This is a genomic window from Ruegeria sp. YKSD179 (assembly GCF_059612885.1).
In genome coordinates, this window is record NZ_JBXWRL010000004.1 from 153,727 (window position 1) to 168,940 (window position 15,214).

The 15,214-nt window shown below is 50.7% G+C and carries 16 protein-coding genes and 1 other RNA gene; 6 read left to right on the forward strand and 11 right to left on the reverse strand.

Annotation, left to right across the window (positions count from 1 at the left end; translation table 11 throughout):
- Nucleotides 1-374: 374 nt before the first annotated feature.
- Nucleotides 375-3,164 (forward strand): Rne/Rng family ribonuclease, encoded by a 2,790-nt coding sequence (locus tag AC2FNE_RS03860; RefSeq protein WP_496804815.1) that lies wholly within the window; start codon nt 375-377, stop codon nt 3,162-3,164.
- Between the two features lie 50 nt (nt 3,165-3,214).
- Here AC2FNE_RS03860 and AC2FNE_RS03865 read toward each other — a convergent pair whose 3' ends face one another.
- The gene (locus tag AC2FNE_RS03865; protein WP_170480406.1) at nt 3,215-3,448 is read right to left on the reverse strand and encodes a sulfurtransferase TusA family protein; all 234 of its coding nucleotides are present in this window, start codon (nt 3,446-3,448) and stop codon (nt 3,215-3,217) included.
- Between the two features lie 105 nt (nt 3,449-3,553).
- Between AC2FNE_RS03865 and AC2FNE_RS03870 the strand changes: the two genes are divergently transcribed.
- The 4 genes from AC2FNE_RS03870 to AC2FNE_RS03885 all read left to right on the forward strand — a co-directional run bounded on the left by AC2FNE_RS03870 (nt 3,554) and on the right by AC2FNE_RS03885 (nt 7,898).
- Complete coding sequence (locus AC2FNE_RS03870) at nt 3,554-4,306, forward strand: cytochrome c biogenesis CcdA family protein (RefSeq protein ID WP_170606825.1); 753 nt, start codon at nt 3,554-3,556, stop codon at nt 4,304-4,306.
- Nucleotides 4,307-4,383: 77 nt separating this feature from the next.
- The gene (locus AC2FNE_RS03875; RefSeq protein ID WP_170606827.1) at nt 4,384-5,598 is read left to right on the forward strand and encodes a hypothetical protein; all 1,215 of its coding nucleotides are present in this window, start codon (nt 4,384-4,386) and stop codon (nt 5,596-5,598) included.
- Nucleotides 5,595-6,944, forward strand: coding sequence for a cytochrome P450 (locus tag AC2FNE_RS03880; protein ID WP_496804816.1), 1,350 nt, complete (start codon nt 5,595-5,597; stop codon nt 6,942-6,944). The genes AC2FNE_RS03875 and AC2FNE_RS03880 overlap by 4 nt, the downstream gene beginning before the upstream one ends.
- 72 nt (nt 6,945-7,016) lie before the next feature.
- The gene (locus AC2FNE_RS03885; protein ID WP_170606828.1) at nt 7,017-7,898 is read left to right on the forward strand and encodes a fructose bisphosphate aldolase; all 882 of its coding nucleotides are present in this window, start codon (nt 7,017-7,019) and stop codon (nt 7,896-7,898) included.
- A gap of 5 nt (nt 7,899-7,903) precedes the next feature.
- Here AC2FNE_RS03885 and AC2FNE_RS03890 read toward each other — a convergent pair whose 3' ends face one another.
- The 4 genes from AC2FNE_RS03890 to fumC form a co-directional block, all read right to left on the reverse strand.
- Nucleotides 7,904-8,506: a DNA-3-methyladenine glycosylase I gene (locus AC2FNE_RS03890; protein WP_170606831.1), complete on the reverse strand. Its 603-nt coding sequence runs from the start codon at nt 8,504-8,506 to the stop codon at nt 7,904-7,906.
- A 61-nt stretch (nt 8,507-8,567) separates the two neighbouring features.
- Nucleotides 8,568-8,789: a ribbon-helix-helix domain-containing protein gene (locus AC2FNE_RS03895; RefSeq protein WP_170606833.1), complete on the reverse strand. Its 222-nt coding sequence runs from the start codon at nt 8,787-8,789 to the stop codon at nt 8,568-8,570.
- A complete protein-coding gene (locus AC2FNE_RS03900) occupies nt 8,786-8,962 on the reverse strand; it encodes a DUF4169 family protein (protein WP_170480414.1) in 177 nt (58 codons plus the stop codon). Before AC2FNE_RS03900 ends, AC2FNE_RS03895 begins: the two co-directional genes overlap by 4 nt.
- Nucleotides 8,962-10,356, reverse strand: a complete 1,395-nt coding sequence (gene fumC, locus AC2FNE_RS03905; protein WP_496804817.1) for a class II fumarate hydratase — start codon at nt 10,354-10,356, stop codon at nt 8,962-8,964. The genes AC2FNE_RS03900 and fumC overlap by 1 nt, the downstream gene beginning before the upstream one ends.
- A 206-nt stretch (nt 10,357-10,562) precedes the next feature.
- Here fumC and AC2FNE_RS03910 point away from each other — a divergent pair, with 206 nt between their 5' ends.
- Nucleotides 10,563-11,126 (forward strand): hypothetical protein, encoded by a 564-nt coding sequence (locus AC2FNE_RS03910; protein ID WP_437436531.1) that lies wholly within the window; start codon nt 10,563-10,565, stop codon nt 11,124-11,126.
- Between the two features lie 30 nt (nt 11,127-11,156).
- Here the strand turns inward: AC2FNE_RS03910 and AC2FNE_RS03915 are convergent, their stop codons facing one another.
- The 6 genes from AC2FNE_RS03915 to AC2FNE_RS03940 all read right to left on the reverse strand — a co-directional run bounded on the left by AC2FNE_RS03915 (nt 11,157) and on the right by AC2FNE_RS03940 (nt 15,169).
- Nucleotides 11,157-11,621, reverse strand: coding sequence for an SspB family protein (locus AC2FNE_RS03915; RefSeq protein WP_170606835.1), 465 nt, complete (start codon nt 11,619-11,621; stop codon nt 11,157-11,159).
- A 76-nt stretch (nt 11,622-11,697) separates the two neighbouring features.
- The gene (chrA, locus tag AC2FNE_RS03920) at nt 11,698-12,948 is read right to left on the reverse strand and encodes a chromate efflux transporter (RefSeq protein WP_496804818.1); all 1,251 of its coding nucleotides are present in this window, start codon (nt 12,946-12,948) and stop codon (nt 11,698-11,700) included.
- Nucleotides 12,945-13,760, reverse strand: a complete 816-nt coding sequence (locus AC2FNE_RS03925; protein ID WP_170480421.1) for a chromate resistance protein ChrB domain-containing protein — start codon at nt 13,758-13,760, stop codon at nt 12,945-12,947. The genes chrA and AC2FNE_RS03925 overlap by 4 nt, the downstream gene beginning before the upstream one ends.
- Before the next feature lie 131 nt (nt 13,761-13,891).
- Nucleotides 13,892-14,323, reverse strand: a complete 432-nt coding sequence (locus tag AC2FNE_RS03930; RefSeq protein WP_496804819.1) for an ester cyclase — start codon at nt 14,321-14,323, stop codon at nt 13,892-13,894.
- Nucleotides 14,324-14,423: 100 nt separating this feature from the next.
- Nucleotides 14,424-14,770: a transfer-messenger RNA gene (gene ssrA, locus AC2FNE_RS03935) on the reverse strand.
- A gap of 36 nt (nt 14,771-14,806) precedes the next feature.
- Nucleotides 14,807-15,169: a DUF4345 family protein gene (locus tag AC2FNE_RS03940; protein WP_496804820.1), complete on the reverse strand. Its 363-nt coding sequence runs from the start codon at nt 15,167-15,169 to the stop codon at nt 14,807-14,809.
- Nucleotides 15,170-15,214: the final 45 nt, after the last annotated feature.

The window sequence follows — 15,214 nt, forward strand, 5'->3', positions numbered from 1 at the left end:
ACTGCTTTTATTGTGTTCGAACGGGCCGGGCATTTTTCCGCTCTTAAGCCCCGGATATTTGAGTTTCGCTGCTTTGCCGCAAGTGAAGAAAAACTTTGGCAGCAAAGCAGACCGATTGTGCCCTGACTGGGCAGTAGAGCACCTGAGCCCGAATGACGGGCGAAAGGAATAAATGGGCAGGCAGCGATAAATCGCGCCTGTCGGAGAAGAACCGCGATGACGCGCGCGCAACGATCGAGTATACGGGCAGGGGGCCATGGCGCCAGACCCTGCCGCGCGCCGTCTGATATCGCCCTGACAAGACACCTCCCCAAATGCGCCCTTCCAACCGGACGGGCCAGGACAATGCGTTTGGCGCGGTGCACCAAGGACAAATGGCCAAGAAAATGCTTATCGATGCCACCCACGCGGAGGAAACCCGCGTCGTGGTGGTCGACGGGAACAAAGTTGAGGAGTTCGACTTTGAGTCCGAAAACAAACGCCAGCTTGCTGGCAACATCTATCTTGCAAAAGTAACGCGGGTTGAGCCGTCTCTACAGGCGGCTTTTGTGGACTACGGTGGCAACCGCCATGGTTTTCTGGCGTTTTCGGAAATTCACCCGGATTATTATCAAATACCGGTCGCTGACCGCGAAGCTTTGATGGAAGAGGAGCGTGCCTATGCCGAAGCAATGAAGGCACGCGATGAAGACGAAGAATCCAAACCGAAAAAACGCCGATCTAGATCGCGCAGCAAAGCTGCGGATGTTAAGTCTGATGATCCCGTTGAGACAATGGACGTGTCCTCTGAACCAACGGGGATGGAGACAATAGATCTGGACGAAGTAGACGAAGGCGACGTTTCAGAGGTCCCCGAAGGGACGTCTCCGATGGAATTGGTTGGAGAAACCCCTGTCGAGGAACCCGAAGAATCCGCAGAAGAAGAAACTTCGGATGACACTGTCGCAGATGACGCAAACGGTGATGGATCAAGCGTAGAAGCCCAGTCGGAAACTGCTTCAGAGGAAAAGCATGAGACTGTTACGCAAGAGCCCCCACAGGCAGCGGACGATGAAGACGACGGTCAGGTTGAACCTTCCAACGATACCGAATCCGATGGCTCTGAGACTGAACGGGAAGAGCCCGACAGCGACAACTCGGTTGAAGAAAGTGAAGAGGCTTCAACTGATGCCTCGGACAAAGACGACCAGATTGAGTCAGTTGCCGAGGAAGATGACAGTGAAGACATTCGACCACCCCGCAAGCCGCGTCCTCGTCGCTACAAGATCCAAGAAGTCATCAAGGTTCGCCAAGTCCTGCTGGTGCAGGTCGTTAAAGAAGAACGCGGCAACAAAGGTGCCGCCCTTACTACTTATCTTTCGCTTGCAGGCCGGTATTGCGTACTTATGCCGAATACAGCGCGGGGCGGGGGAATTAGCCGCAAGATAACAAACGCAGCAGATCGGAAAAAATTAAAAGACATAGCGGCGGAAATTGATGTTCCCGACGGTGCCGGATTGATCGTTCGGACAGCCGGCGCAAAGCGCACCAAATCCGAGATAAAGCGCGATTACGAATACCTGCAGCGTTTGTGGGAACAGATTCGCGAGCTTACTTTGCAGTCGATTGCTCCTGCAAAAATTTACGAAGAAGGCGATTTGGTCAAACGCTCGATCCGTGATTTGTACAATCGCGATATCGACGAAGTTCTTGTGGAGGGCGAAGGCGGGTATCGTATCGCCAAGGACTTCATGAAAATGATTATGCCGTCCCACGCTAAGAACGTGAAGCGTTATGAAGACGCGCTGCCGTTATTCGCGCGATATCAGGTCGAAAGCTATTTGGCGGGGATGTTCAACCCGACAGTTCAGTTGAAGTCTGGTGGCTATATCGTAATCGGCGTAACGGAAGCATTGGTCGCAATCGATGTAAACTCGGGCAGAGCCACAAAAGAAGGCTCGATCGAAGACACCGCGCTTAAGACCAATCTTGAAGCCGCCGAAGAGGTGGCGCGGCAATTGCGATTGCGGGACTTGGCCGGACTGATCGTCATTGACTTCATCGATATGGATGAGCGCAAGAACAATTCAGCGGTCGAAAAGCGCTTGAAGGAAAAGCTGAAAACTGATCGAGCGCGAATTCAAGTTGGTCGGATATCAGGATTTGGCTTGCTGGAAATGAGCCGTCAGCGCTTGCGGCCTGGAATGATCGAGGCAACAACGCAACCATGCCCGTCTTGCCACGGAACCGGTTTGATCCGTTCAGATGACAATATGGCACTGTCGATACTTAGGCAGATTGAAGAGGAAGGCACGCGTCGTCGCTCTCGCGAGGTTTTGGTTCGGTGCCCAGTAAGTATCGCCAATTTCCTGATGAACCAAAAGAGAGAACATATTGCCCAAATCGAGTCCCGGTACGGGTTGTCAGTTCGGGTTGAGGGCGACGTTCATCTCGTTAGCCCTGACTTTTCAATGGAGAAATTCAAGACAGCCAGCCGGATCGTGCCCGAAGCGACCGCGCCTGTAGTTTCGGTGGACGCCTCACTTATGGATCTGGTGGATTCGACCGAAGAACCCGAAGTTGAAGACGAAAACACCGAGCAAACAGAAGAAGAAGCCAAGCCCAAGCGCAAACGCCGTCGTCGTCGTCGCAAGAAGAGCGGAGTCAATTCGGATGCGACCGAATCCGATGTCGCGGAAGGCGAACCTGTTGAAGTTGCCGGTACTGACGAACTGGTGTCTGCAGAAGAAGAAGGTGCTAATCCCGAACCCGCAGAGGATGAAGAAAAGTCAGCAAAACCCAAGAAACGCCGCGTGCCGCGTCGACGGAAGAAAGACGCAGATGTGCAACCTGCTGAGGAAGTAGAGACACTTAAGAATGCTCAGGATGAAACGGCTGAGAAACCCACCGCCATCGAAGCTGAAGCAGAGCAACAGGAGATCGAGGTCCAGAATACCGAAGGTGACAAAAAGGTATCTGAAGTAGTTGCAGAGCCATCTGGCGTAAACGACGCAGTTACTGCGTCTGAAGTGTCAGAAAATATTGCTGCAACTGAGGAGGCAGACCCCGAACCACCGGAAAAGCTTGGAGAAGCGTCTGAACCGGTACTCGAGACTGTTGCCGAAGAACCCAAGCCAGCTCGGGCCAAACCCAAACGCCGAGGTTGGTGGTCACTAGGGCAATGAAAAAAGCGGACCTATTGGTCCGCTTTTTTTAAAGTAGATCAAAGGCGTAATCAGGACGATTTTTGGATTAAATAAACCTGATGGTCATTTGCGTCTTCGCGAGAAAGCAGTTTGTGGCCCGCCTCGGCGCAAAAATGCGGGACGTCTACAATAGCAGCAGGATCGTCCGCCAAAACGCGCAGCAACGCTCCGGCCGGCATGGACTTTAGCCGCTTTCTTGCCTTTAAGACGGGCAGGGGACACAAAAGCCCGAGCGCGTCCAGTGTTTCATCGGTATCTTCCATTGTTCTGGAAATATGTGTTGTGCGCGACGCTGTCCAGCGCGCAACCACGAGGATGTGACCGAATAGACCCGTGACGCGAAGCATCGGATAACATATGTCCGACTCATGTTCGGAATAGATATCATTGATGCGGGATTATTACCCGCCATGTTCGTCGCGATGATTGGGGGACTAATCAGCTTTCTGTCGCCATGCGTACTGCCAATTGTCCCACCCTATCTTGCATATATGAGCGGCGTGACGATAAACGAAATGCAGGATGAATCCCACGCAAGGCGCAAAGCCACCTTGTCGGCTTTGTTTTTTGTGCTGGGTTTGTCGACAGTCTTTTTGTTGTTGGGGTTTACCGCTTCGGCTTTCGGGGCGTTTGTGCTGCAAAATCAAGAACATTTCGCAAAGATGTCGGGCGCCATTGTAATCGTGTTCGGCCTGCATTTTTTGAATATTATCCGCATACCTCTACTGGACCGAGAGGCTCGCGTAGAAACCAAGGACTCTGGGGGATCGGTTTTCGGGGCTTACGTCTTGGGGCTGGCTTTTGCATTTGGTTGGACCCCATGCATTGGACCGCAGCTAGGAGCAATCTTGTCATTGGCGGCCTCCGAAGCTTCCGTTGCAAGAGGGACTTTTTTGTTGGGGGTTTATGCAGCGGGTCTTGGAATTCCATTTTTGTTGGCGGCAATGTTTCTGAACAGGTCAATGAAGTTTATGAATCAGATAAAGCCCTATTTGGGGACTATTGAAAAGGTCATGGGAGCCCTGCTGTTATTCGTAGGGATAATGTTGATTACCGGTCTGTTTACACAGTTTAGTTGGTGGTTGGTCGAAACCTTCCCCGGTTTGGCAGCACTAGGTTAACCCTTTAGCAAATTGGCGATGATGTTGTCGTTGCAGGCCTTACCTTAAAGGCAATGCTACGCTAACTTGTCGACCAAATGAGCAGTAAGAACAGACCTCCGCAAATATTCAAACGCCGGGTATTTTACATTCCGGGATACGATCCGTTTCCGCCACGTCGATACCGTGAATTGTACCGTAAAGAGGGGAAAGAACAGGCGGAAATCTCGGGTTACTCGATCAGCGTCTCGGCCGATTCAGTAAGCGGTTCTAACAATTGGCATGTCACGTCTGTGCAAGAAGGCGTTGAAGTTCAGACCGAATTTGAGGTCCTGCCCTGGTCGGATATCGTCCAACGCAGCATGTCAGGGTCGATCCTGGTAACATATATCCAAATGGCCAGAACCGTTTGGACATATGTGTCGACAGGCGTTTTTTGGCGCTTGATGCGGCTTCGTAAAGGACCAGTTCTGGCGGCGCTTTACCCAGTTGTAATGTTAATTTTGCAATTGTTGATAGCCATTTTGATTGCGTTGTCGATCTACGCATTGATTGATACGTACATGGGCGAACTGGCAATTCTGCCCGCTGCTTTAGGGGCCTATTGTTCCTTATTTTGGTTCCGGCGCATCGATAATCGTTTGTTCGCCTATTACTTGTTGCATGATTACGCATATTCTTCTCGCTTGCGCGGTGTGGTTTCACCGGAGTTGAACGACCGGCTACAACTTTTTAGCAAACGAATAAATGAGGCCCTCAGTACCGAACTGAATGAGGTTTTGATCGTTGGCCACAGCTCAGGGGCACATTTGGGTGTAATGGCGTTAGCTGACGTCCTGCGAAAGCACGATGGTTTCCGGAACAGCCCGTCCTTATCACTTTTAACTTTGGGGCAGGTTATTCCGATGCTAGCTTTTTTGCCCAAAGCGCATCGGTTACGAAAGGACCTTCGCGATCTTTCCATCGGTTCAAATTTGACTTGGGTGGATGTGTCCGCGCCTGGTGATGGTTGTACCTTTGCCTTATGTGACCCTGTGGCAGTCAGTGGAGTCGCGAGGCAAGAGCAAAAGTGGCCGCTTGTCCTTTCTGCAGCATTTACGCAAACACTTTCTGCTGAGAGGTTGAAAACACTGCGCTGGCGGTTTTTTCGATTACACTTTCAGTATTTGTGTGCCTTCGATCGACCCGGCGATTACGACTATTTCAGAATAACGGCAGGGCCACTAACACTCAGAAAACGGTTCGAGGGACGCGCTCCGTCACAGTCTCGTATCACACGAACTGCTTCAAAATATACTTCGGTAAGAGCATGAAGCCGCCGAAACCAAAATCCCGAGAGGGAAGGGTCACGCTGTGGCGGTACGCAAAACTTTTCAAACAAGATCTATTGTCCGCTCAGCCAGAGCGGCTTTATCGGGCTTGGATGGCAGAGTTTCGCACACCTTTTTTTCGATCTTTTTTGATCAATCAACCAGAACTGATTGACTTAGTCTTGAAAGAACGCCCTGAGGATTTTCCCAAGTCCAAACGTGTCGGTGAAGGCTTGCGTCCACTTTTGGGTAACTCTGTTTTCCTGACCAATGGAGAAACCTGGAAACGGCAACGTCGCGTGATCGATCCTGCTTTCGAGGGTGGCCGCCTCAAAGACACTTTTCCAGCTATGTTGGCTGCGGCCCAAGCCTGCGTCGATAGACTTCAAACGCATATAAATTCAGACCTCGAATTTGAGGAGTTCACGAGTCACGTTGCGGCCGATGTCATATTCCGAACATTGTTTTCTGTGCCCATCGATAACAAAGTTGCGGCGCAAGTTTTTAAGAAATTCAAGGCATACCAACGAGAACAACCATTGATGAACCTGGCCGCTTTCTTTCCTTTGCCGCATTGGATTCCTAGGTTTTTTTCCCGGGAAACGCGCAAAACAGCGCGCGACATCAGGGAACTGATTCGAAGGATGACCGAGGAGCGGGCCAAGTTGATCATTGCAGGTAACGCACCCGACGATCTTGCAACAAAGATAATGACGACGCCCGACCCTGAAACAGGGCTTTGCTTGGAAGAAGATGAAATGGTCGATCAGGTGGCGATCTTTTTTCTCGCTGGCCACGAAACCAGCGCTTCAGCACTCGCGTGGACATTATATTTGGTGGCGCTCAATCCAGAATGGCAAGATCGCCTTGCAGAGGAGGCGCAACATCTGGACGCACCAGACTTCGCCTCGGTTTCCCGCCTACAAATCTGTCGTGATGTTTTTCGTGAGGCATTACGGCTCTATCCGCCTGTTCCAATGATGGTCCGGGAAACAAGCTGCCCTGAGCAATTTCGCGGACGGAACATAGCTCGAGGGTCTCAGATCATACTCAGCCCTTGGCACCTGCACCGGCACGAACGCTTATGGGAACGCCCTGATGAGTTTGATCCCTCAAGATGGCAAACGGAAAACGGCAGATCCTGTCAGAGGGATGCTTATATCCCTTTTTCCACCGGACCCCGTGTTTGTATCGGTTCTGGCTTTGCTATGATCGAAGGCCCACTGATTCTATCGATGCTGCTGCGGCAGTTCCGTTTCGAAACAATCCCTGTAAAAACCCCTGTACCGGTCGCACATCTTACCGTTCGCTCTAAGGATGGAATTTGGTTAAGGGTACGTGGGCGCTAACAATCTACCATCGGTTTGCAGGTTGCTGTATGCGAAAGGTGAATTCGGAATCATTTTGAACGGGAAAGAGTTATGTCCAAGGCAGAACAACGCGCGCAAATGACCAACGGTGCGGGATTTATCGCCGCATTGGACCAAAGTGGTGGCTCGACCCCAAAGGCGCTGGCACTGTATGGAGTGCCTGAAACTGATTACAGCTCGGACGAAGAAATGTTCGGCGAAATTCAAGAAATGCGCGCCCGGATCATTCTTGCAGACGATTTCACCAAGGACAAAGTGATCGGCGCCATTCTATTCGAGCGCACGCTAGGTGAAGAAATCGACGGCCACAAAGTAGCTGACTATCTCTGGTCTGTAAAAGGCATCGTTCCTTTCTTGAAAATAGACAAGGGCTTGGAAGAAACAGCAAACGGCGTTCAACTGATGAAGCCAATCCCTGGGCTGGCGGATACTTTGTCCAAAGCACAAGGTGTATTCGGTACCAAAGAGCGATCAGTCATACACGAAGCAAACGCAGATGGCATAGCGGCGATTGTCGCCCAGCAATTCGACGTAGCCCGAGAGGTCACAGACGCGGGCATGGTTCCAATAGTCGAGCCAGAGGTTAACATCCATTCTGAAACCAAGGCCGAAGCCGAGAATATTCTTAAGGAAGAAATTCTTAAGAATTTGGATCAACTGACCGAAGGGCAGGAGATCATGCTGAAACTGACGCTTCCCAACCAAGCGAATCTTTATGACGAAGTAGCAGATCACCCTCGGGTATTACGTGTAGTGGCATTGTCCGGTGGATATTCGACCGAGCAAGCCTGTGACCTGCTAAACCAAAATAACAAGATGATTGCGTCGTTCTCTCGCGCCCTTACGGAAGGGCTGGCAAAGCAGCAATCGGATGCTGAATTTAACGCTGCTCTGGGCAGCAACGTAAACAAAATCCATCAAGCTTCTGTTTAGAAGAATTATTCCGGCTTTATTAGCGAGCGGCGCAACAGCGTCGCTTTTTCCCGCATGATGCAGCCTTCGACGTGATCGTTGACAAGACCCATTGCCTGCATAAACGCATAAACGGTTGTGGGTCCGACGAACTTCCAACCTCGCTTCTTTAGCTCTTTCGATAGAGCAACCGACTCGGGTGAGGTCGATGCCAGGCGGGGCGTCCTTTGGACCTCGGTTTCATAGCGCCAAACAAAGCCAGCCAACGATCCCTCTGCCGCCACCAACTCTTGCATTCGTTGGGCATTGTTAATTACGGCCTCAATCTTGCCACGATGACGAATAATGTTGGCATCTTGAAGCAATCGGGCGACATCGACTTCGTCAAACAAAGCGATCTTGTTAAAGTCAAATCCGCAAAAGGCACGGCGGAAATTCTCACGTTTATTCAGGATCGTGCGCCAACTCAGGCCTGATTGAAAACTCTCCAGGCAAAGCTTTTCAAATAAACGCCTGTCGTCAATGACAGGGTAACCCCATTCAGAGTCGTGGTACTCGAAGAATTCAGGCGCTGCCTGACACCAAGCACAGCGCATCCGCCCATCCGGTCCAGAAACTGTATCAGACATAAAAAAATACCCTTTTTACTTCACAGGGCTTCAGTGGCCCTTTACTTCAAAAGACAAGGATTCAATTTTTTGACCAATACCAGTTTAAAACGAATACCCGAATAGCCGATGCCAAACCGGTCTCAGGATTCCGGGCAGCATCAATTTCTGAAGCTAGGACGTTGATAGGAATTGATTTTGATTGTGCGATCTCGCGAAATGCATTCCAAAACTCATCCTCCAGCGACACCGAGGTTCGATGACCCTGCAGCGTAAGCGATCGTTTGATCGGAGGCCCACTCATTTATCCAACTCGTGATTGTCCAATTCTTTCTTGGACTTGGAACGCTCAAGATCAGTTGCTTCCTTCTCGGCTTTGCTACGACCATAACAGAAGGAATTCCGATCCGCGCGGGCCTTTTTCTCGGCCCGCGACTTTGCTTTTCTATACCGGTTCAGGTTGACCGGCTTGCCCATCAGTTCTTCGGACCGATCATATGTTCAGGCCGCACAACGGCATCAAAGGTCTCTTCATCCACGAAACCCAGCGCGATTGCTTCTTCTTTCAGGGTCGTCCCGTTCTTATGAGCGGTTTTTGCAACCTTTGTAGCATTGTCGTAACCGATTGTTGGGGCCAGTGCAGTGACCAGCATAAGCGATTCTTTCATCAGTTTGTCGATACGTGGTTCGTTGGCCTGTATCCCAAGCAACATACGTTCAGTGAAACTGTCGGTGGCATCTCCCAATAACTGAATTGATTGCAGTAGGTTATACGACATCATTGGGTTATATACATTCAGCTGGAAATGGCCCTGCGAACCGGCAAATTTCATAGCTGCATCGTTCCCCATGACATGTGCTGCAACCTGAGTCAGAGCTTCGGCTTGCGTTGGGTTAACCTTGCCCGGCATGATGGAAGAACCCGGTTCATTCTCGGGAAGGATAAGTTCGCCCAAACCAGACCGCGGTCCCGAGCCCAGGAAACGGATATCATTGGCGATTTTATAGCAAGAACCTGCAACCGTTGCCAAAGCCCCTGACAGAAAAACCATCGCGTCATGAGCCGCCAGAGCCTCAAACTTGTTAGGTGCGGTGACAAATGGCAGCCCGGTGATTTCTGCCATGTTACTGGCTACCGCCTCATCCCAACCGCTATGAGTGTTCAAGCCAGTACCAACGGCGGTCCCACCTTGCGCCAATTCGTAAATGGCAGGCACTGCTGAATGAACCCGCGCAATGCCTTGGCGAATCTGATGAGCGTATCCCCCGAATTCCTGCTCGAGCGTAAGTGGCGTGGCATCTTGTGTGTGTGTGCGCCCAATCTTGATGATGCCGGCAAATTCCTTTGCCTTTTGCTCTAACCCACTTGCCAGTTTTTCAAGCCCCGGCAGCAGAACATCACGAACGCTCATAGCGGCGGCAATATGCATCGCAGTGGGGAAAGTGTCATTGGAAGACTGCCCCATATTGCAATGGTCATTTGGGTGAACGGGATCTTTCGAACCAATCACGCCACCCAGTATTTCGATGGCGCGGTTGGCGATCACTTCGTTCGAGTTCATGTTTGATTGTGTTCCCGAACCGGTCTGCCACACGACTAAGGGAAAGTTATCATCGAACTTACCATCAATAACCTCGTCCGCAGCCTGAATCACCGCATCGGCAATCTTGGCATCCAACTTACCTGTAGCTTTGTTTTCCATTGCGCACGCTTTTTTTATGACGCCCAATGCACGAACAATGGCTACTGGCTGTTTTTCCCAACCGATCGGAAAATTCATGATAGACCGCTGGGTCTGCGCGCCCCAGTATTTGTCCGCTGGTACTTCGAGAGGGCCAAAACTGTCGGTTTCGGTGCGGGTCTGAGACATTTGTCACTCCGTTTGGCATGCAATCGTATGCCGTGTAACCTCAGCATCAGCGCAAGGCAATCGGCCAGTTACGCGCACCTTAATCTTTGGCCTAACAAAGGTATAGATACGGCGCGGTTCCATTATTTGTCCGTTAGCGAAAACAGTGCCATTGTGCCCAAGCGAGCTAAAGTTACAATATAAGCGCAACCGCCACGGAGTTTCTTATGCGTGCAGCACACATTGTCCGACCTGTGTATATGTTTATGACCGTGTTTTCCGTGTCGCTATTGCTTTTGGCCGGCACAAATTCCACTTTCGCCGCAGAAATTGAACCATTTGTGGGGGATTATGTTGGGTCCGCTAATGTCGTAGACTCTGACGGCACAGAGACCCCAAGGGATATGAGCGTATCGATTAGCGAGTTAAAAGACGGATTCAACGTAAGTTGGACCACAACCACTTACAAAGGTGACGGTCGCATCAAAGAAGAAGAATATTCGGTCGACTTTAAGACGACTGAGCGCCCTGATGTGTTTTCGGCGGCTATGAAACGAAATGTGTTCGGTCACGAAGTCCCGTTAGACCCGATGAAAGGCGAACCGTTTGTTTGGGGACGGATCGAAGGGGCGACACTGACAGTCTTTTCGTTATTTATTGGTCCAAACGGTGGATACGAATTGCAGCAATTCGACCGAACTCTTGCCGATGGCGGGCTAGACCTTTCTTTCTCGCGATTCCGCAATGGTGAAAAATCGAGGTCGGTAGAGACATTTTTGGAGAAAAAATGAACCCGGCTGGTTAGGGGTTAGTTTGGGCAGTTACTTGCGGAAATTGTCCAACGAAACAACATCCGCATCGTGATGATGCTTCTCTTCTTCAGAATCGATTTCGATCGTTTCTTCTTCTGAAAACTCTGCCTCATCCTCATCTTCTGCGCTCTCAAATCGCAATCCGAATTCAACAGATGGATCGACGAAAGTTTTGATAGCCATATACGGGATGTACAACGGCTCCGGCGCGTCGCCGAAGTTCAGTGTGATTGAGAAACCATCGTCACCGACCTCTAGATTCTCGAACCAATGCTGCATGACGATTGTCATTTCATCAGGGTAACGTTCTCGCAACCAGTCGGCCAATTCGACACCCTCTTGTTGCGTGTCGAATGTGATGAAGAAGTGGTGTGCACCCGGTAAACCGTTATTTGACACGTCAGTAAGAACAGTCTTGATAAGACCGCGCATTGCCGTGTGCATAAGGTTCCCATAATCTATGTCTTGCGACATTTTCGATCCTCGAGCGTGTTTGATGTCAGCATAAGGGATTTGAGCGGAAACGAAAGACTGGGTTGCACAAGTTCAGCTACAAAACCTCAATCGCAATTCCCGCTAGGCTCATCGCTATCAGCGTTACCGTCAAACCTGATTTCATGCGGAATATCAAGATACTCGCTATCAAGATCAAGATCAAAGCTGCGAGGTCCAGCGTGGACGGGACGGGCAGGGGCATTTCGAATGGCCCCCACGATACTCCATCCACCGATCGGAACAGAACATTCATACCGAACCACACCAAGAGGTTTAGAATCACTCCGACAACCGCGGCGGTTACAGCCTTCATCGAAGCTGCCAATCGCGGGCGGGTCGCGATTTTGTCTAAGTACGGGCCGGTCAAAAAAATCCAAAGAAAACAAGGTACAAATGTTGACCATAGGGCAACAATACCAGCGGCAATGGCAAGGGACGTACCGCCTGCCATCTGTCCGGTCAGCATAGCAACGAACTGTGTGACAAGAATCAAAGGCCCAGGCGTTGTTTCAGCGAGTCCCAAGGCATCTATCATTTGGTCCGTGCTGATCCAGTTATAGGTTTCGACGACCGTTTGCGTCATATACGCTAGTACGGCGTACGCGCCCCCAAACGTCACAACTGCCAATCGGGCAAAGAACCAACCCAGTTCAGCCAGTAGAGTTTGCCCCGCCCAGCTAAGTAAAATCAGCGGGATCAGCCACAAAGCGAGCCAGACGAAAGCTGTTCGGATGGGACGTGTAAGTATTGGAGAGGGGTCAACGGGCGGTAAAGTTATGTTTTGCGCCGTGCAATACCCCCAAATCGCCGCCGTGAGGATGATCAATGGAAAAGGCAGATTGAACACAAAAATCGCCAAAAAACCCAAACCCGCAATCAGTCGATATCTGCTGTCTGTTAAGGCTTTGCCGGACAAGTTTCGAACTGCTTGAATTACGATGACAATAACTGTCGCCTTGATCCCTAAAAAGCCGGCCTGAACCAAAGGCAGGTCTCCGTAAGCCGCGTACAAAAAGACAAGCAACGTTATCACGATGGCACCGGGCAATACGAAAAGACTGCCGGCAATCAAACCCCCGACGACCCCTTTGAGGCGCCATCCAGCATATGTGGCTAATTGCATGGCTTCAGGCCCCGGCAGCAGCATGCACAACGATAAAGCACGCAGATAGGTCTGTTCATCCAGCCAAGACCTACGCTCCACTAATTCCTGGTGCATCAACGATATCTGAGCAGCCGGACCGCCAAATGAAAACAGCCCTATGCGCCCAAACACAAGACAAAGCTCGTTTATGCTCGGTGTCATGAGGTGTGACCGTTCGGCCAATCATGAACTTCATTGAAACCGTCACGAGCCCATCGGTATAGAGCATCGTAAATGTGCATACCGGCTTCAAGCTGTTGATGGTCGTCTTTGTATTGGCGCGATAGACCGACCGAAATTGCTAACAATCCAGCAGCTTCCGGGGCCACCTTATGTTTGTTTGTGTCTGCTGCACGAATAACATCGGCCATGCGATCAAGGGGGGCGGAGTGGATATCGAACTCGTCAAGCATCGTATCGAAAGTACAGTTTTCACCCCGGTGGCTCCAGAATTCACCGTCTTCGTCGAACGCAGTCGCACCAAACTTTGCTACCACACCTTTAACCTCAGACGGCGCTACAAAAAGGAACCGAGCGTTGGGATCCACAAATCGACGAATAAGCCACGGGCATGCAATCCGATCGATTTTAGGTCGATGACGTGTAACCCAAAGTGTTCCTGACCCGACTTCTTCCGGCAAAGCCGAAACTGAAACCAGTTGGCTATCTGGCATGTCCCGCCAAGCAAAGTGACCGCCTTCAAGATACTCGGCCGCGTGCCCATCGCTGCGCAGCCACGAAACCACCCCTTGGCTCAGTTTTTTTCCTTTTTGACAAATAATAACGCAGGGTCGGTTACCGATAAGTGCCCGCAACTCGACAATTTGGTTATGCGGATGTCGTACTGATCCAGGTATGAGCCTGGGATCATCGGCGAAGTCAAAATCTGTGCGTATATCCACTATAATAGGCGCAGATGGCGTCCCGACAATCCGGGCAAGTTGTTTTGGGGTAATAGCGTTTGGGGCAGCCACAGCATGTCTCCTTCTAAATCTCGGATACATGCGAAACTTGGGCTGCCGCCTCACGGGGCGTTCGCAAGCTAACCCCTTAAGGATTTGCTAGCGTGTAAGTAACGTGTTGGTCAAGCGTACTGGACTGTATTTTAGGCCCAATCCAACCGCTGACCAGTCATACAGACTGGCAAAGTGTCTTGCGGGAACTGGCCTAGCTGCTCAAACAGAGAAATAAAATCGAACTGGTTGTAGGCCTCAACAATTTTGCCGTCTTTGAACCGCGCCATAACTTGTCCAGTCACTTCCAACGGAGCACCATTGTCAGCTCGAAAAGTTCGTACATGTAAAATCGCAGAAACCCAGTCTTCGTGCTCTACGACTTTGGGCAGATAAAACTTTATGTCGCCAAGCACGTAGCGAAATGCGGTTACAAGGTCACGAAAATCGTCAGCTCCAACTTGCATTTCTGGGATCAAACCTTCGGCCATTACATCCGGAGCAAAGAATTTATTTATTGCGTCCGTATTCCCATTTTCCCAAACCTCGGAGTACCACCTGCGAAGTATTTCTGAATTCGTCATAACGACTCTCCTGTCCTGTTCCGGCAGGATGTGAAACAGAAATAAACAAACTCTGAACCGTTTCGGAATTTGTGGGGCAAACAACACACATAAAGCGGTAAATGCAGGTTTCTGTTGCCAGGTACCTGCGAACCCCGCCTTACGCGGCTAGGCGCAAGGACTTAGATTTCGGTCTTGTTACTGCTTACGCAGCAACTGCAACCGGAGCACGATTGTCGTTTGCAATTGTACTATTTTCGCCGATAACGGTGGCAGACAGCCGAGACAAAGCTAACCCCTTTAGACGTTCGTCGATCCTATTTCGGCCCCATGATCCCCAAACGAAGGATTTTGGTGGAGCCGCCGGGTACCGCCCCCGGGTCCGATCCGTTTATTACGAGCGCGTTTATGTCCATAGTCCCGAAGGACACATATTATATAGGTGAGGTTTGGCTCGGATGCAAATCGGGAATGATGGGTTCAAGCGCTTTTTATTCCAATGCCTTACATGGACCTGTTCATGTTTGCAGCGATTAGCCAAATTGCCAGGACCAATTCGATTCCTCCGAAAGTCATAGCTTTGGCCAGTGGCGGATTATCAAGAAGGACTGACACGAAACGCCCCAAAGCTGCGCCAGCATAAACAATGCCGAGCATCGCATAGGCCGAGGGTGTATTTAACCAAATCACCGCAACTCCAGTCACAACGAATAATCCGCCAACAGATGCCCGCATTTCGCTTAACCCCATGTTGCTGTCTGTAGGCGCGAGATCCAGCGAAGCCGCAGTCCACGCTGGGGCAAGAAACCCGAACAGACCAAACCCAATCGTCAAAAGCGCGGCTAAAACATTGAATGCTGCTGTCATGATGTCCTCGTCGGGGTCAAAAAAGCGATTTGATAGAACCTAATT